General features: G+C 32.9%; 15 protein-coding genes. 7 read left to right on the top strand and 8 right to left on the bottom strand.

The annotated features are described in order from the left end of the window. Positions 1–23: 23 nt before the first annotated feature. The 6 genes from H0I26_RS08625 to H0I26_RS08600 form a co-directional block, all read right to left on the bottom strand. Entirely contained in the window at positions 24–632 is a 609-nt protein-coding gene (locus H0I26_RS08625; RefSeq protein ID WP_218701858.1) for a CatB-related O-acetyltransferase, read from the bottom strand. 5 nt (positions 633–637) lie between these two features. After that, complete coding sequence (locus H0I26_RS08620) at positions 638–1,873, bottom strand: polysaccharide ABC transporter ATP-binding protein (protein WP_218701857.1); 1,236 nt, start codon at positions 1,871–1,873, stop codon at positions 638–640. Further along, positions 1,867–2,985 carry a non-hydrolyzing UDP-N-acetylglucosamine 2-epimerase gene (gene wecB / locus H0I26_RS08615; protein ID WP_218701856.1) on the bottom strand — a complete coding sequence of 373 codons (1,119 nt, stop codon included), beginning with the start codon at positions 2,983–2,985 and terminating at the stop codon, positions 1,867–1,869. The genes H0I26_RS08620 and wecB overlap by 7 nt, the downstream gene beginning before the upstream one ends. 18 nt (positions 2,986–3,003) lie before the next feature. Continuing rightward, the gene (locus H0I26_RS08610) at positions 3,004–3,825 is read right to left on the bottom strand and encodes an ABC transporter permease (protein WP_218702060.1); all 822 of its coding nucleotides are present in this window, start codon (positions 3,823–3,825) and stop codon (positions 3,004–3,006) included. Between the two features lie 87 nt (positions 3,826–3,912). Then, on the bottom strand, positions 3,913–6,363 hold the full coding sequence (locus H0I26_RS08605) for an exopolysaccharide transport family protein (RefSeq protein ID WP_218701855.1): 2,451 nt from the start codon (positions 6,361–6,363) through the stop codon (positions 3,913–3,915). 3 nt (positions 6,364–6,366) lie between these two features. Further along, positions 6,367–7,164, bottom strand: coding sequence for a polysaccharide biosynthesis/export family protein (locus H0I26_RS08600; protein ID WP_218701854.1), 798 nt, complete (start codon positions 7,162–7,164; stop codon positions 6,367–6,369). A gap of 209 nt (positions 7,165–7,373) precedes the next feature. On the opposite strand from H0I26_RS08600, the gene H0I26_RS08595 reads away from it, so the two are divergent. Continuing rightward, positions 7,374–9,242, top strand: coding sequence for an ABC-F family ATP-binding cassette domain-containing protein (locus H0I26_RS08595; protein ID WP_101017919.1), 1,869 nt, complete (start codon positions 7,374–7,376; stop codon positions 9,240–9,242). A 73-nt stretch (positions 9,243–9,315) separates the two neighbouring features. Here H0I26_RS08595 and H0I26_RS08590 read toward each other — a convergent pair whose 3' ends face one another. Then, positions 9,316–9,690 (bottom strand): hypothetical protein, encoded by a 375-nt coding sequence (locus H0I26_RS08590; RefSeq protein WP_218701853.1) that lies wholly within the window; start codon positions 9,688–9,690, stop codon positions 9,316–9,318. Positions 9,691–9,845: 155 nt separating this feature from the next. On the opposite strand from H0I26_RS08590, the gene H0I26_RS08585 reads away from it, so the two are divergent. From H0I26_RS08585 to H0I26_RS08560, 6 genes are all read left to right on the top strand, one after another. Then, positions 9,846–10,193, top strand: a complete 348-nt coding sequence (locus H0I26_RS08585) for a helix-turn-helix transcriptional regulator (RefSeq protein WP_218701852.1) — start codon at positions 9,846–9,848, stop codon at positions 10,191–10,193. A gap of 133 nt (positions 10,194–10,326) precedes the next feature. Then, positions 10,327–11,106, top strand: coding sequence for an O-methyltransferase (locus tag H0I26_RS08580; RefSeq protein WP_218701851.1), 780 nt, complete (start codon positions 10,327–10,329; stop codon positions 11,104–11,106). A gap of 281 nt (positions 11,107–11,387) precedes the next feature. Further along, a complete protein-coding gene (locus H0I26_RS08575) occupies positions 11,388–11,960 on the top strand; it encodes a cob(I)yrinic acid a,c-diamide adenosyltransferase (protein ID WP_101017914.1) in 573 nt (190 codons plus the stop codon). 163 nt (positions 11,961–12,123) lie between these two features. Then, positions 12,124–12,345, top strand: a complete 222-nt coding sequence (locus H0I26_RS08570; RefSeq protein WP_006989959.1) for a DUF2795 domain-containing protein — start codon at positions 12,124–12,126, stop codon at positions 12,343–12,345. Between the two features lie 175 nt (positions 12,346–12,520). After that, positions 12,521–15,877: a preprotein translocase subunit SecA gene (secA, locus tag H0I26_RS08565; RefSeq protein ID WP_218701850.1), complete on the top strand. Its 3,357-nt coding sequence runs from the start codon at positions 12,521–12,523 to the stop codon at positions 15,875–15,877. Positions 15,878–16,072: 195 nt separating this feature from the next. Beyond that, the gene (locus tag H0I26_RS08560) at positions 16,073–16,489 is read left to right on the top strand and encodes a hypothetical protein (RefSeq protein ID WP_218701849.1); all 417 of its coding nucleotides are present in this window, start codon (positions 16,073–16,075) and stop codon (positions 16,487–16,489) included. 42 nt (positions 16,490–16,531) lie between these two features. Here H0I26_RS08560 and H0I26_RS08555 read toward each other — a convergent pair whose 3' ends face one another. Beyond that, complete coding sequence (locus H0I26_RS08555) at positions 16,532–18,007, bottom strand: helix-turn-helix domain-containing protein (protein WP_218701848.1); 1,476 nt, start codon at positions 18,005–18,007, stop codon at positions 16,532–16,534. Between the last annotated feature and the right edge of the window lie 69 nt (positions 18,008–18,076).

Here is an 18,076-nt window from a genome sequence, read left to right as displayed (position 1 = left end):
CTTTCAAACAGTAATTTAGAGTTTTAATAAAAGTCATCAATACTATTTGAACAAAGAATACTTGTATTAGCTTTAATCTTTTCGATATCCCAATTCCACCATTTAATATTTTTCAACTTTACAATTTCTTCTTCTTTAAATCTAAGCTTCAAAAGCTTTGCTGGATTACCGCCATGTATTTCGTAATCACCTACATTTTTAACGACTACTGCTCCAGCAGCTAATACTGCTCCATCCCCTATAGAAATCCCCGACATTATAGTAACGCCGTTTCCAATCCAAACATCATTACCTATAATAACATCTCCTTTTGTTGCTGGATGTCCTTCTATATTTGAAGCATTAGGAAAGTAGTCCTTTAAAACATTAAAAGGATATGTAGAGATCCAATCTGTTCTGTGATTCCCTCCAAGAAAAATAGTAACATTATCTGCTATAGAACAAAATTTTCCGATCGTCAAGTTTGTTTGTTTATTTTCAAATAACACTGTTGGTTTTCCGTAGGTATACTCTCCTATATTAAATTTTTTATCTACAAAAATAGCTTTAGTAAAAAACGGCTTGTCTATATTAGATAGTACTTTCTTAACAAAGATTTTATTTTTAATTTTATTAAATATTCTAATCAGCATATTATTTAATTAAGCCATTTTGATGATACGTACATCTTTCCGATATTAAATGTTTCTAAATGGGAAAAGGCGTTAGAATTATTTAGTATATCAAAACCACAACATTCTTCAATATTATCGTATTGAGCAACAGCTGGATGATAAATGATACAATTTATCTTATAACTTCCTTTAACCAGCGTTTCTTTAGGTATTACTAAACTATAATTATCGTCTTTATCTTTTAAAGCCTTTTCTAGACTAAAAAGCACTTGACCAATGTTATCCAAAACTCTAATTAATAAAAACTTATTTTTGATGTCTTCATTGTTTTTTCCAACTCTAATAGTTATTTTAATAGCTTGATTACTATAAAAAGCATTATTAGAATCTTCAATTTTAACTGACGCAATGTAAAAGTCTTTTTTTGACTCTTTTACAAAATAATTCCCTTGTGATTTAGAAATTCTCTGATATTCATTTAAAACCGCTTCTATCGTTCCTGATGTTTTAATCTCGCCGTTTTCAAGTAAAATACCTCGAGTACACAAATTCTTTACTGCCGCCATATTATGACTAACAAACAAAACGGTTCTCCCTTCTCCTTGACTAATATCCTGCATTTTTCCAATGGCTTTCTTTTGAAACTCAGCATCACCTACAGCTAAAACTTCATCAATTACCAATATTTCTGGTTCTAGAAAGGCTGCTACAGCAAAGGCTAATCGTACCGTCATACCAGAACTGTAACGTTTGACAGGTGTATCTATATAACGTTGGCAACCTGAAAACGCTATAATCTCGTCTATTTTAGAAGTAATTTCTTTTTTAGACATACCTAAAATAGCACCATTTAAGAATACATTTTCTCGTCCAGTCATTTCTCCATGAAAACCTGTACCAACTTCCAATAGTGAAGCTATACGTCCTCTAGTTTTAATTTCTCCGGTGGTTGGGCCCGTTACTTTAGATAGTATCTTTAGAAGCGTAGATTTCCCTGCGCCATTTTTACCTATAATCCCTAAAACCTCACCACGCTTTACTTCAAAGTTAATATTCTGTAAAGCCCAAACGTATTCACTTTCACCTTTTGTACTTCTATCATTACTATCACCTACTTTTAAATAGGGATCTTCTTTCCCTCTAACCCGGCTCCACCAACGATTTAAATCGTGACTTATAGTACCAGTTCCAACAAGACCTAAACGGTATTGTTTAGAAATGTTTTCTGCTTTTAATATGATGTCCCTATCTTCTACCATGTATTTGTATTAAAAAAATCAACAATTTTTTGAGAAGCATCACCATCACCATAAGGGTTAATAACTGTATTTATCTGCTTAGTTTTAGATAAAATTTGTTGTGCTTTACTTACAATAAGGTCTTGATCGGTGCCTACTAAAAACGAACAACCTGCATCCACCCCTTCTTGTCTTTCCGTAACCGATCTAGTCACTAAAACAGGGACTCCAAAAGTTGGCGCCTCTTCTTGAACACCTCCAGAGTCTGAAATTATTAAGTGTGCTTTTTTCATTAACCAAATAAATGTTGGATAATCTAATGGTGCTACTAAATGCACATTTGGTAGATTAGATAGTCTTTTATAAACCACTTCTTGGACGTTAGGGTTAAGGTGTACTGGAAAAACAATCTCTACCGTATTATCCTTAGATATTTCAACTAAGGCATTGCAAATAGATTCAAAACCTTCTCCAAAATTTTCCCTTCTATGTCCCGTTACTAAAATTATTTTTTTATCAAAATTGATAGCTTCTTTTAAACTTTCGATTACCGGTGTACTAAACCCTTGATCTAAGATCTCTCCAGTCATTTTTAAAGCATCAATAACAGTATTACCCGTAACTAGTATTGTATTTGAAGCCACTCCTTCTTTTAAAAGGTTTTGACTAGCACTTATACCTGGAGCAAAATGATAATCGGCTAACCTACCGGTTAATTGCCTATTCATTTCTTCAGGAAAAGGAGACCATTTATTATACGTTCTTAATCCTGCTTCTACATGTGCTACCTTAATTTTTCGATTAAAAGCAGCTAATGCAATAACACTAGATGTTGTAGTGTCGCCATGTACTAAAACAAGATCAATTTTATGTTCTATAAAAATTTTATCAATCGCTTCTAGAATTCTTGAACTTAATTTATTTAATGTCTGATTAGGCGTCATTAAGTTTAAATCAAAATCTGGTTTCATTTTAAAGAACTCCAATACTTGATCCAATAAATCTCGATGTTGTGCTGTCACGCAAAGTTTTGTATTGTAGCCTGATTTTAAAAACTTAAAATATACTGGAGCCATTTTTATAGCTTCAGGTCTTGTTCCTATACAAATTAAAACATTTTTATTGTCGTTCATATTTTCAAAATAGCTTATCTAAACCGTATCAATAAACGTTTTTTCCGTTTTATTAAAAATTATTAATCCTAATAAAAATACGATTACACTTATACTTCCAGCATATATAAAATTAGTTATTGAAAATGCGCCAACACCTAAAGTCATATATCTAAACAATTCTATAATAGTAGTCATCGGATTATATTCTACTAACCAAGCATACTCTGGTACTTTTTCTTTAAAATAAGATAATGGATACATCACTGCCGAACCGTACATTAATAACTGTACACCAAAAGTAACCAAGAATGTTAAGTCACGATATTTAGTCGTTAATGATGATAAAATCATGCCAAATCCTAAACCAAACAAGCCCATAAATACTATTAGTAATGGTAGTAACACTATTGCTAATTGTGGTGCTGCCGTTACCTCTTGATTTGTAAAAAACACATAATAGATATAAAATACGATTAGTACTAATAGCTGAATACAAAACTTTAATAAATTTGAAAACACTATAGACAATGGCGTAATCACTCTAGGAAAGTAGACTTTACCAAAAATACCTTGATTGGCTTTAAATGTATTACTAGTTCCTGTCAAACACGCACTAAAATAGTTCCAAGACGTTATTCCTGCCAAATTAAACAAAAAAGGAGGCACGCCCGCTCCTGTTGGAATAGCTGCTAAATTGTTAAATATTAAAGTAAAAATTACAGAGGTAAATAAAGGTTGAATAAAAAACCATAAAGGTCCTAATATGGTTTGTTTATAAACCGTTATAATATCTCGTTTGACAAATAAAAACAACAAATCGCGATACCTCCAAATCTCTTTAAAATTTAGGTCTATCATTTTTCGCTTAGGCGAAATAGTATATAACCAGTCGTTATTTTTAATTAAAGGTTTCAAAGGTTTATTTTAAATATTATGAATACTCTTTTATTTTATAAAAATTGATTTAATACGATTAAATACGGATTGCTTTTTAACTTCATTTTCATGATACCCATTCCCATAGGCGCCATAACCATATCCGTAACCATACCCGTAGCCATAACCATATTTTCCTTTTTGGTCATAAAAATTATATAGGAAGCTTATATTTTTAACCTCTCCTTTTTTATGCTTGTCATTAATTAAAGACAGCATTTCTTTTTTAGTATAATCCTGTCTAACCACATATAAAGACGCATCGGCATATTCAATTAACTCCAAAGCATCGGCTACTAAACCAACAGGAGGCGTATCTAATACAATATAATCGTAATTTGCTTTTAGCTCGTCTATAAATTGATCCATTTGCTTACCAATTAATAACTCCGAGGGGTTTGGAGGAATTGGTCCCGAGGTAATCACATCTAAATGCGCCACCTTCGTTTTTTGAACAACGTCTTGTAACGGTTTCTGGCCTATTAAATAATTAACAGCTCCTATAGTGTTGTCAATATCAAAATCCCCAAATATTTTTGGTTTACGCAAATCTAGTCCTACCAATACTGTTTTTTTTCCGCTTAAAGCGAACACAGAAGCAATATTAATAGAGCAAAATGTTTTACCTTCTCCACTAACTGAAGACGTCACCATAACCGTTTTAGTCCCTTCTAATTCGTGTTTTTTATATATAAATTGCAAACTAGATCTAACCGCTCTAAAGGCTTCTGCTACTGCCGACTTAGGTTTGTTAAAAACAGCTAGATTATTTTCTGTATCGTTTTTACCAACCACACCTAATAATGGTATTTTGGCTAGTTTATCTAAATCACTTGGTGTGTGTACTTTATTATCGAAAAAAGTAATAATAAAAGAGAGTAATAGTATAGGTAATAAAGCAGCTATAACAGCAAATATATATCTAATATTAAGGTTTACCGCATTACGACCTTGCCCAATATCTTTTGCTGGCTCTATTAAAATTATATCAGAAATATTAGAAGCCTTAATTAAATCTGCTTCCCCACGTTTTGCCAAATATAAATTATAAGTACTTTGACTTAATAAATACTCACGTTCAATCGCTTCTAGTTTCTGCTGATTTTCTGGCAAGGTAGAAAACTGACTTTCCGTACTATAAATTTTAGAATTTACAGATTGTAATTGATAACCAAGATTGGTTTTTACAGAGGCAATATTCTCTAACATCACATTTTTAAGTGACGCTATTTGATTATTTAAATCTCCAAAAACAGATACATTATCCCTAACAGAAGATTCTAAAGTAGATTTTTGTATGGATAAATTAACAATTTTTGAAATTCCTGCTGTTATATTAGGATCATCAATCCCTTGCAACGCTGGCGCAGGAAAACTAGTAAAATCTTGGCTAGTCATTAAATAATTTTTCAATAAATCATAGGATAACAATGATTGACTCAAGGCTTCCTTCTGATTATTGTAGTCTTCAATTTTAGTCGACAGCAAATCACTTTCACTCTCTAAATTAAATATTTTATTACTACGCTTAAAATTATTTAACGAATCCGCTTTTCGATTAACTTGCCCCTTAACTCTTGCTAATTGCTTATCAATAAAGGCCACCGTATTAATCGCATATTGATTTTTACGCTGTAATTGATCGCGTTCTAGTATAAAAACAGAAGTATTTATATAATCGACAATTTTAGCTTTATTTTTATTGGTTAAACGCGTGACTAGTAATGGTGAACCTGGTTGATTAGTAACGGCGTAGTTATTAACAAAAGAGGACACCGTAGCATTAAAATTAGTATACTGTATAAAAAACTCTTGCCCTTTAGCAACAGTCATATTATCATTTTTTATCACACTTCCTTTAAAAAAAGGCAACTCAATATACTCATTAAATTTATATGTTTTAGCATAAGTAGGTGCACTAATTGCCATCGTTTTTAGCGCCTTATTATTGAAGTTTTGCGTGGTTATATTTTGTGCATCTCCTAAATCATAAGACAACTCAAAAGAACTTTGGTCTAAAAACACGATTTTTAGAGGATGACCTATCACTTGATATGCGCTATCTAATCCCACAAATTTAAAAGGGGTAGCGCCATAACTATCTGTTTTATAAAAACGTCCTTGTTTATAATAAGATAAATATAAATCTAAACTATCGACTACTTTTTCGTGGTGCTTTCTAGATTTTAAATTAAGTAAGACTTCTTGTACTTTACCGGAAATTCCGCCATAATTAAAGACTAAACTAGTATTAGAGGTAAATAATGGGTTTTTATCGTCTTGCACTGTAAGTGAAGCATCTAGAGTGTATGGAAACTCTCGTCTTATATTCTGCTGATACACAACATAAAAACCTATCAAAAGCGCTAAAATAAACCATTTCCAGTAACTTATCGTTCTAAAAACAAAGGCCTTAAAATCAAAAACCTGAATGCCATCAATATCTAATTGCTCTTCCATTTTTTAAAGGTTACGTGCTAAAAAGTAAGTACTAATCAATACTGAAAAAATACTAGCTATGGTCGTCAATGTTTGTGCTGCTGTTTGTCCCGCCCCAATAGACTTACGCTTTAAAGGTTTAACCATAATTAAATCGTTGGGTTGGATGTAGTAAAACTCCGATTGCATCGCTGCAATATCGGTTAAATCTATATGATGAATTTTTTGACCATTAGGATACTGTCTTACAATTAGCACATCTTTACGATCTCCAGTATCTAAAATATCTCCTGCATTTGCTATAGCTTCTAAAATATTAACACGATCTTGATACAACACTGTTGTTCCCTTTGTATCAATTTCTCCCAAAGTGGTATACTTTAAGCCCGATAACTTAACCGTCACATATATTTTTGCGGTCTCCTTTAAATATTTTTGAAGGATGACCTCCTTTACTTTAGATTCTATTTCGTCCGTTGTAAATCCTAATACATTAATTTCTCCAAGAATAGGAAACTCGATATTACCATGTAAATCGACCGTAAAGCCCGTATAATATAATTCCTCTTGAGTCGTCCCAACATCACCACTTGTCGGATTAAATATTTGAACTAGGTCGTTAATTTCTTTTTTCTCTGCTTTAACGTTGACACTTAATAAATCATTAACCTGAACGCGATACGGAGACACTAAAGCTTGTATTTGTAGAGAATCGTTAACCACAGTGCCTTTATCTTGAAGATAAACCACATCTTTTTGAGTAATACAAGACGTACTTAACAGACCAAGTACAACGACAATACACACAACAATTTGCTTCATTTTTAGGCGTTTGTTAATTCACAAATATAACCTTTCGTCATGCAAATCAAAACATTTATCGGTGTTTTTGGTATATAAACGTAGGATCTCAAACCCAAATCGCTTCTTAACGACATTGCTTTTATTTTTACTACTCTAAATAACAACTTTTTACTTTTCACTTTCTACATTTCACTTAATAATAACCATCTTTGTAAAAAAAATATCCATTGAATTATCTAACAGTAGAAAATATCGCTAAATCTTATGGCGAATTAACATTATTTGAAGGCCTTTCTTTTAGTGTGCATAAAGACCAAAAAATTGCATTTGTTGCAAAAAACGGAACCGGAAAAACCTCTATTCTGAATATGTTAGCTGGTTTTGATGCGCCAGATACCGGAAATATTATTTACAGAAAAGATATAAAAGTCGCTTTTTTACCTCAAGATCCTAAACTAGATCCAACCTTGACTATCGAGGAATCTATTTTTAATTCTGACAATCCTATTTTAGATGTCATAAAAAATTATGAAAAAGCACTATTAAACCCTGAAGATGAAGATGCCTACCAAAAAGCATTTGAACAAATGGATAGAAATAATGCTTGGGATTTTGAAACGCAATACAAGCAAATACTTTCTAAATTAAAATTAGACGACTTAAATCAAAAAGTAAGCGTCTTATCTGGAGGACAAAAAAAACGTCTAAGTTTAGCTAATGCGTTAATTAACAAACCGGATTTATTAATTTTAGATGAACCGACTAACCACCTTGATTTAGAAATGATCGAATGGTTAGAAGCGTTTTTTGCCAAAGAAAACATCACTTTATTTATGGTGACTCACGACCGTTTCTTTCTAGAGCGCGTGTGTAACGAAATTATAGAGTTAGATCATGGCGAATTATATAATTACAAAGGAAATTACTCTTACTACCTAGAAAAGAAAGAAGAGCGTATAAACAGAGAACAAGTCGAAACAGGAAAAGCAAAACAACTCTTTAAAAAGGAATTGGTTTGGATGCGTCGTCAACCTAAAGCACGTACTACAAAGTCTAAATCTAGAATTGACGATTTTACCGAAATTAAACATAAAGCCTCACAACGTAGGAATGATCACGTTATAGAGCTTGAGCTTAATATGGAACGCCTAGGAAGCAAAATTGTCGAGTTAGTCAAGTTATCTAAATCATTTAAGGACAAAATCATATTAGATACCTTTGATTACAACTTTCAACGTGGTGAACGTGTGGGGATCATCGGTAAAAACGGAACGGGAAAATCGACCTTTCTAAACATGTTAACCCAAAGCACACCTCCTGATAGTGGTAAAATTTTAATTGGAGAAACGGTTAAGTTTGGATATTATACCCAAGCTGGTATTACACCAAAGCCAAACCAAAAAGTTATTGATGTTGTTAGAGATTTTGGAGATTATATTCCGTTAAAAAAAGGGCGTCAAATTAGTGCTCAGCAATTATTGGAGCGCTTTTTATTTGATAGAAAAAAACAGTATGATTTTGTCGAAAAACTAAGTGGTGGAGAACGTAAGCGTTTGTATTTATGTACAATCTTAATACAAAACCCTAACTTTTTAATTCTGGATGAGCCGACCAACGATCTAGATATTGTTACGCTTAATGTATTAGAATCTTTCTTATTAGATTTCCCTGGTTGTTTGATAGTCGTGTCTCACGACCGTTACTTTATGGATAAAATTGTGGATCACCTACTCGTTTTTAAAGGTGAAGGTCAAGTTGAAAACTTTCCAGGTAACTACTCTGATTATCGTAGTTACGAAGACAGTAAAGCGCCAGAAAGCGACACAAACGGTGATGATAAAAAAGAAAAGAAAGACTGGAAAAAAGACAGCAATAAGGTCACTTTATCATACAACGAACAAAAAGAATATAAGAATTTAGAAAGCAAAATAAAAGCCTTAGAGTTTGACAAAAAAGAGATAGAACAAAAATTTCTAAATCCTGATTTAACACAAGATCAAATCAAAGACCTGTCTGCCAAAATTCAAAAAATAATAGATTCGATTGAAGAAAAAGAAATGCGTTGGCTAGAATTAACGGAGAAATTAGAGAATTAATATTAAAGTCCAATCATAAAAAAAAGCGCAATACATGTATTGCGCTTTTTTTTATGTGGTAACCAAAGAAAAACTAAAGTTTACCAGATAGTCCATTCTTGTACTTATTAAGTAATGATTTAGTCATACCTAAATTAGATTTTGTTGAATCAACCGCTAAATAAATAAAGTACTTACTGTCCTCTGAGATATCAACAATATGAATCTGACCAGTTATAGTAATTAATATATCATCTATCTTTTGATTTAAATTTAAAACCTCAATCGCTTTAAGCTTAGCTTTGATAACTTCAAGATTATAAGCAGCCGCAAGCTCAGGATCAAAATCTGAAGATATCGAATCTGAAAAGTAAGAAATACCGCTTTTAATTTCTGTTACTGTCACTGCAATGTAGCCAGAAATATTTTCCTTTAATTCGTTCCCAAATTGACTTAAAAAATCAGACATAATTTTTGTGTTTTATATTTTATATTTGTAAATTAATGTAATATTTGCTTTGCTAAAATGGTCAAATATTCTTTTTTTTGCACAAACATACAATATTTTGTCTCGTTATACATTATATTGAATGCCATGATTAATGTTAAAACTATAGCCTTTTAATGCCTGAATTTAACGAAGTAGGATTGCGATTTTATAAGTACCTAAAAAACAAAGGATTAGGCGTAAACGATACGGCCAGAAAATTAGGTTTTTCAGGAAGTCAAATTAGCAACATTAAAAATGGAAGAGTTTTCGGCACAGATAAAGTATACAAAATATTGAATGAATTTAAAGATTTGGATGCTAATTGGTTATTTAGAGGTGTATCTAATGAAATACCAGAAGTAGATATTAATCAATTAGATTATACGATCGAATTACAAAAAGAAAGAATTATAGATTTAAAAAAAGAAAATGCTGAATTAAAAAAGACTATCAAAGCATTACATCAATCTAAAGAATCATAAAGCAACTACTATAATTAATAGTTACCCAACAAAAGCCCCTTTCTGTTATACAGATTTAAACAGCACCTTAAAAGACTTTCAAGAACAAATATTTGATCTTAAAAAAAGAAAATCAATAGCAAACAGCTATCAAATGACCAAGACCTACCAAATACAATCCTACTTTAATTTCCTAAAACGCTCCACCAATCAGCATGGCGTGCACTCCCCTTTTGTTTATGATTTGGTGACCAAGTGTTTTTATGATAAAAAAAAGTACCCCGCTTACCAAGAGATAAAAACCTACAGACAACACTTATTAAGCAATACAGCTTCCCTTGAAGTTACTGATTTAGGCTCAGGGAGTCAAGTATTTAAAACCACCAAAAGGTCCATTTCTAAAATGGCTTCAGTAGCCGGATCCAACTACAATGACGCTAAGCTGTTATATAGACTGACGCATTACTTGCAGTGTGATTCTATTTTAGAACTAGGCACCTCTTTAGGTATTGCCGCACAAGCATTAGCATTAGGCCGACCTAAAGCAGCACTTACCACTATTGAAGGTTGTCCAAATATTTCGGCAGCAGCCCAAAATACCTTTAAAACATTCGATTTAAAGTACATAGACGTTGTAACCAATGATTTTAGTGAGGCCATTAATAGATTAAAAACTAACCACTATGACTTAGTTTACTTTGATGGGAATCATCAAAAAGAAGCAACCCTACAGTATTTTGAAACCTTACTTCCAACAATCACTAATGACACTCTGTTTATCTTTGACGATATCTATTGGTCAAAAGACATGACAGCAGCTTGGAACATCATAAAACAGCACCCAAAAGTGACCGTAACTATTGACACTTATAAATTTGGGTTTGTATTTTTTAGACAGGAACAAGCTAAAGAGCATTTTACAATTAGATTGTAATAACTTTATACAATAATCAAAACAAACCAAATGAAAGCATCAGATTGGTTAATAATTATAGCTTGTATCATTTATTTATTGTTAGTTACAAGTATTATTATAAGAGCAAAATGTAAAAACCCAGAATTCAACGTCAAAAAATTCTTAAAAACAGAAGCTATATTTATTCCAGGTTCATTCTTTTTTATCCTATTAATTGTAAAGCTCATCATCAAATTATTTTGAAATAAATTCATAAAAAAACGCCACCTTGTTAATCTATAATTTTTAACTTTGAAAGTATGAAAATATACACTAAAACAGGAGATAAAGGTACCACTGCTTTATTTGGAGGCACACGTGTACCAAAGCACCATATTCGTATTGACAGTTACGGAACCGTTGACGAGCTAAACTCGTACATTGGCTTAATAAGAGATCAGGACATCCACCAATTATATAAAGACATCTTAATTATTATTCAAGATAAATTATTTACTGTTGGTGCAGTATTAGCAACAGATCCAGAAAAAGCCGTTCTAAAAAATGGAAAAGAGCGCTTAAATATTAATAAAATTTCTGACGAAGACATTGCCTTACTAGAACGCGAAATGGATGCCATGAACCTTGATTTACCGCCCATGACACACTTTGTGCTACCAGGCGGACATCAAACGGTGTCATTTTGTCACATTACCAGAACGGTATGTCGACGCGCAGAACGCTTAGCTTCAGCGCTTAACGATTTAGAGCCTTTTGAAGCCAATACCTTAAAATATTTAAACAGGCTTTCTGACTACCTTTTTGTCTTGGCACGAAAATTGTCTCATGACTTACAAGCAGACGAAGTAAAATGGATTCCGGAGAAAACGTAATCACTTTTATAAAGCGCTGTGATTACTAATACTGCAAAACACTTTAGTATCAAGTAGTTCCCGTTTTGAAGACGTTCTTTTTTTTAATGAAAAAATAATTCACTTTTCTCTTGACTATTAGAACAAAAAATTTACTTTTGCAAAAATTAAACCCTATTAAGAAATGTATTGGACACTAGAATTAGCATCTTATTTGAGTGATGCACCTTGGCCAGCAACTAAAGATGAGCTTATTGATTACGCCATTAGAACAGGTGCTCCTTTAGAAGTTGTAGAAAACTTACAATCCATAGAAGACGAAGGTGATTCGTACGACTCTATCGAAGAAATTTGGCCGGATTATCCAACTGACGAAGATTACCTCTGGAATGAGGACGAATATTAATAACACACAAATAGTATCAAAAAAAGTCTCAATTAGAGACTTTTTTTGTGCTTTAAAATTTAGCCGAATGCCGCTAAAAACGTATATTTAAGCCCTTTTTCAAAAGAGCACAACACATAAAGTATTGATAGCCTTTGCACTGCAGAGTATTTCATATTAAATAAAAAATAAAACTATGAGTTTTTTAAATTCCGTACTAAAAGTATTTGTTGGCGACAAGTCTAAACAAGACGTTAAAGCCATCACACCTATAGTAGACAAAATTAAAACCTTTGAACAGGCTATGATAGCCTTGTCACATGACCAATTAAGAGCTAAAACAGCCGAGTTTAAAGCTATCATAGCGGAAGCACGTCAACCATTTAACTCTAAAATCGAAAGCCTTCAAGCTGAAGCTGAAACGACTGAAGATATTGACAAACGTGAAGATATCTATCAAGCTATTGATAAAATTAAAGAAGACTCTTATACTGCTACAGAGGCAACATTAAACACTATTTTACCAGAAGCTTTTGCTGTTGTTAAAGAAACAGCGAGACGTTTTAAAGACAATACAACCATAACAGTAAGTGCTAACGAGTTTGATAGAAGTCTTTCTGGAGATAAAGATTTTGTAACTTTAGAAGGTGACAAAGCCACGTGGTCTAACTCTTGGGATGCTGCAGGTAAAGCTATTACTTGGGACATGGTGCACTATGATGTACAACTTATTGGTGGTGTTGCAATGCACCAAGGTAAAATTGCAGAGATGCATACAGGAGAAGGAAAAACATTAGTAGCAACGCTTCCTGTCTATTTAAATGCACTAGCCGGTAAAGGTGTGCACTTAGTAACAGTAAACGACTACTTAGCAAAACGTGATAGTGCTTGGATGGCGCCAATATTTAACTTTCACGGATTAAGTATTGACTGTATCGATTATCATCAACCTAATAGTGATGCGCGTCGTAAAGCATACAACTCTGATATTACTTACGGTACCAATAACGAATTTGGTTTTGATTACCTCCGTGATAATATGGCACATGCTACTGGAGATTTAGTACAACGCCCGCACCACTACGCCATTGTAGATGAGGTCGATTCTGTATTAATTGATGATGCCCGTACCCCATTAATTATTTCTGGTCCAATCCCAAAAGGTGACGAGCACGAATTTACAGCGCTTAAACCAAAAGTAGACGATATTGTTAGTATCCAACGTAAGTACTTAACTCAGGTTTTAGTTGAAGCTAAAAAATTAATTGCGGAAGGCGATAGTAAGGAAGGTGGATTTAAATTATTACAAGTTTACAGAGGTATTCCTAAAAACAAAGCTTTAATTAAGTTTTTAAGTGAAGACGGTGTAAAACAAATTCTTCAAAAAACAGAAAACTATTTCATACAAGATAACAATCGCGAGATGCCAAAGGTTGATGCTGATTTGTACTATGTTATTGAAGAAAAAAATAATCAAATTGAATTAACGGATAAAGGGGTTGAATACATCTCTGGAGCAGATAATCCTGACTTTTTCGTCATGCCAGAAATTGGTATCGAAATAGCTAAAATCGAAGCTAAAAACTTATCTACTGAAGCCGAAGCTGAAGCTAAAGAAGATTTATTTAGAGATTTCGGAATCAAGTCAGAACGTATTCACACGCTTAACCAATTACTTAAAGCCTATGCTTTATTTGAAAAAGACACACAATATGTGGTCATGGAGAATAAAGTAATGATTGTAGACGAGCAAACGGGTCGTATTATGGATGGTCGTCGTTATAGTGACGGATTACACCAAGCCATAGAAGCTAAAGAAAATGTAAAAATTGAAGATGCTACGCAAACTTTTGCAACGGTAACGCTTCAAAATTACTTTAGAATGTACAAAAAACTGTCTGGTATGACAGGTACAGCAGTAACGGAAGCGGGAGAATTCTGGGAAATCTATAAATTAGATGTCGTAGAAATTCCGACTAACAGACCAATTGCTAGAGATGACAGACAAGATTTAGTTTACAAAACTAAACGTGAAAAATATAATGCAGTTGTCGATGAAGTTACAAAACTATCACAACAAGGACGTCCAGTATTAATTGGAACAACGTCTGTAGATATCTCTGAATTATTAGGTAAAATTTTAGCACAACGTAAAGTACCACACAACGTATTAAATGCCAAGCAACATAAAAAAGAAGCAGAAATAGTTGATCAAGCTGGTAAGCCAGGTCAAGTAACTATTGCAACAAACATGGCTGGTCGTGGTACGGATATTAAATTATCTGAAGAGGTTAAAGCCGCAGGTGGTTTAGCAATTATTGGTACAGAACGTCATGATTCACGTCGTGTAGACCGTCAGTTGAGAGGTCGTGCTGGTCGTCAAGGAGATCCAGGAAGCTCTCAGTTTTACGTCTCTTTAGAAGACAACTTAATGCGTCTATTTGGATCGGAGCGTATCGCGAAGATGATGGACCGCATGGGATTAGAAGAAGGTGAAGTGATTCAGCATTCTATGATTTCTAAATCTATTGAACGTGCTCAGAAAAAAGTTGAAGAAAATCAATTTGGAGTACGTAAACGTTTATTAGAATATGATGATGTGATGAACTCACAACGTGAAGTTGTTTACAAACGTCGTTACAATGCTTTATTTGGAGAACGTCTCCGTGTAGATTTAGCCAACATGATTTATGATACTTCAGAAGGTATTGCAGAATCTAACAAAGGCGCTAGTGACTTTAAAAATTTCGAGTTTGAATTAATTAGATTCTTCTCTATGTCGTCTCCAATTACTGAAGCTCAATTTAATAAAATGTCAGCTTTAGATATTGCACAAACCATCTACAAAGCAGGTTTTGAGCATTACAAAGAAAAAATGGAACGTAATGCAGAAATTGCATTCCCGGTTATTCAAAATGTATACGAAAACCAACGTGACCAATACAAACGTATTGTTGTTCCTTTTACGGATGGTGTAAAAAATATTCAAGTAGTCACTGACTTAGAAAAAGCATACCAAACTAAAGGAAAACAACTAGTAACAGACTTTGAGAAAAATATATCACTAGCGATTATTGATGATGCTTGGAAAACCCATTTACGTAAAATGGACGAACTTAAGCAATCTGTACAATTAGCCGTTCACGAACAAAAAGACCCGCTATTAATCTACAAATTTGAAGCTTTTGAGTTATTTAAAGCAATGATTGATCAGGTTAACAAAGAGGTTATCTCTTTCTTATTTAAAGGAGAATTACCTACTGAAACGACTAACGCCATTAGTGAGGCTAAAGAAGTACGTCAAAAGGATAACTTACAAACACAAAAAGAGGAAATTCAAAACTTAGATGAACGTTCTGCACAAAATAGAGCAGCATCTAACACACAACCTCAACAACAAGTTGTAGAGACTATCGTTAGAGACCAACCAAAAATTGGTCGTAATGATAAAGTAACGATCAAACACATTATTACTGGAGAAAACAAAACGGTTAAGTATAAACAAGCTGAGCCTTTAATTTCAAAAGGAGAATGGGTCATCGTTAACGACTAATTTAACACCTACTTTTGTAGAACAATCTTATATCAAAATCTCGATACTAATTAGTATCGAGATTTTTTTTGTAACAACACGACTGTAATAGAAATTGAATAAGTTGCTGATCTATTACAGCAATGACCTAGTTAATTTTATTTTGTAAATTGAATGACTAACCAACTCCTTTATTGAGTACTAACACTTAATATTATGCTTAAAAATACAATTGCCACCATTGTTGGATTTATAGTTGCAGCTACTGTCGTTTACATCATAGAAACGCTTTTAGGTCATGCCTTTTTTCCTTTACCAGAACATATAGATCCAAATGACCTATCCTCGATAAAAGCAAATCTGCACTTGATACCAATAGGCGCAAAACTATTTGTTATTCTAGCACATTTTTCTGGTATTATAGCTGGTATGTTAGTCGCTGGTATGATTTCTAAAACCAGCATGATTCCCGCTTACATTGTTGGTGGATTACTGGTTTTAGCCACAATAGGCACCATAGTTATGCTACCAAAAACAGTATGGTTTGCGGCAAGTGATGCTGTATTGGCCATAGCTGCTTTTTACTTCGGAAAATCTTTAGCGTCTAGACATGTTTATGGTGTGTTGGTATAAGTAAAAGCGACCACTACCCTATTATTTGTAACACTTTAAAGCTTATGAAAACTTACTACTTAACTCTGACACAATAGATTCCATTTTTACGTTTTTTGCTTTCTTTTCTAAAAACACAGCAGGTACGACTCTAACTTTGCAATCTTTTATCGCACAACGCTCGCAAGTCACCCCAACGTTATGAGTTATAATTTTTGGATCATTTAAAAAATTAAGTTTACGCTGTAACTGCTTATTAATTAATAAACCAACCGTTATACTTCTATAATGATTATCCCTAAACGGATCTTTAGTTGCAGAAGAGAACACCAAATACTTAAAACCATCATCTGGATAGTTAGAAATCTGAATATCAAATTCGTGTTCACTTTTACCTTTACTAATATCTTTTAGTTTTTGTAAAGACACCCAGCGTCTGCAATAATGCTCGTTAGTCTCATTAGCATGAGGCGATTGTTGGTGTGATAAATGCAATTCTTTTTTCAAATAAAAGCGATCACTTTTAGCTTTGTGCGTAAATCTTAAAAAAAACAAATTCTGAATATTAAAGGCCTTTGGCAAAATATTAGTCAGACGTTGATAAAACGATTCCGGAGACGCATTAAAACTATGGATGGCTTCTAAAAACAAAGCTGTATCAAAGGTGTCCTTTTCAAAAATAACACTCAATTGTGCTTTGATTTTAGCACTCGGTATAATTAAAGCACCTGCAAAATAAGACGCATAAAAATTATTTAAGACTTGATCAAACGTCTCAAACTTAATCCAAGGAAAAGTATATAAACGTTCTTCTATTTCCAAAAAATTATAAGCCAATTCTTTAGCGTAAATAAACGTACGTTGGGCTTCATCAATTTCATTAGCAAGCAATAATGTTTTCGTTTTAGGCACAAAAAGCGTTCTTAAATTACCCAAAGCTTCATACTGACTTAATTCATTACACGCAATAGTATACCCATATTCTTCCACGAGTATCTCTTCTAAATCTGCAGACGTTATCGTTTCATTTAAATCAATTTGATACGCTTTTGCAAACTTTAATACGCTATCCTCTAAATCTTCAAAGTAATTATTATTGGCCTCCTGAAAAGAACGTACAGAAGCCAAATAAAAACTCTCTTTACTAAAATTATAATGTTTTGCAATTTTAATAATGGTACTAATAAAGGCATTGACTTTAGCTGGCGCATTAGCCACAATATCAATCAAATTACTCTCTTTTATTCCAAATAACTCTAAAGGAATTTCTTTTAAAATCTTAGACTGCAACAAGTCACCAATAGGCGCTAAATTTTTATCCAATTTTAAAGACACCATTTGATCGTATGGTACATCTAATTTCTCTGAAAGAATAGCAATTTTATCAGGTTTTGGATATTTTTTCCCGTTTTCTATTTCGTTTAAATACGACTTAGATAACCCCGAAAGTTTAGACAATCCAAACAATGATAATTTTTTATCAGTCCTTATCTGCTTTAGCTTTAAGCCGAATATCAATTTTATATAATCTTCTTGCATAATAGCAAATATACGCTTTTCTGCGAATATTCAATTTTAGCGAAAAACAATATTTAGCGAACGTTCGCT

Source organism: Olleya sp. HaHaR_3_96, assembly GCF_019278545.1.
GTDB lineage: Bacteria > Bacteroidota > Bacteroidia > Flavobacteriales > Flavobacteriaceae > Olleya.
This window is presented reverse-complemented; position numbering and strand designations above follow the sequence as displayed.

Coding starts and splice junctions, on each gene's coding strand:
- H0I26_RS08625 (WP_218701858.1), bottom strand. CDS start 632: ATGCTGATTAGAATATTTAATAAAATTAAAAATAAAATCTTTGTTAAG.
- H0I26_RS08620 (WP_218701857.1), bottom strand. CDS start 1,873: ATGGTAGAAGATAGGGACATCATATTAAAAGCAGAAAACATTTCTAAA.
- wecB (WP_218701856.1), bottom strand. CDS start 2,985: ATGAACGACAATAAAAATGTTTTAATTTGTATAGGAACAAGACCTGAA.
- H0I26_RS08610 (WP_218702060.1), bottom strand. CDS start 3,825: ATGATAGACCTAAATTTTAAAGAGATTTGGAGGTATCGCGATTTGTTG.
- H0I26_RS08605 (WP_218701855.1), bottom strand. CDS start 6,363: ATGGAAGAGCAATTAGATATTGATGGCATTCAGGTTTTTGATTTTAAG.
- H0I26_RS08600 (WP_218701854.1), bottom strand. CDS start 7,164: ATGAAGCAAATTGTTGTGTGTATTGTCGTTGTACTTGGTCTGTTAAGT.
- H0I26_RS08590 (WP_218701853.1), bottom strand. CDS start 9,690: ATGTCTGATTTTTTAAGTCAATTTGGGAACGAATTAAAGGAAAATATT.
- H0I26_RS08585 (WP_218701852.1), top strand. CDS start 9,846: ATGCCTGAATTTAACGAAGTAGGATTGCGATTTTATAAGTACCTAAAA.
- H0I26_RS08580 (WP_218701851.1), top strand. CDS start 10,327: ATGACCAAGACCTACCAAATACAATCCTACTTTAATTTCCTAAAACGC.
- H0I26_RS08575 (WP_101017914.1), top strand. CDS start 11,388: ATGAAAATATACACTAAAACAGGAGATAAAGGTACCACTGCTTTATTT.
- H0I26_RS08570 (WP_006989959.1), top strand. CDS start 12,124: ATGTATTGGACACTAGAATTAGCATCTTATTTGAGTGATGCACCTTGG.
- secA (WP_218701850.1), top strand. CDS start 12,521: ATGAGTTTTTTAAATTCCGTACTAAAAGTATTTGTTGGCGACAAGTCT.
- H0I26_RS08560 (WP_218701849.1), top strand. CDS start 16,073: ATGCTTAAAAATACAATTGCCACCATTGTTGGATTTATAGTTGCAGCT.
- H0I26_RS08555 (WP_218701848.1), bottom strand. CDS start 18,007: ATGCAAGAAGATTATATAAAATTGATATTCGGCTTAAAGCTAAAGCAG.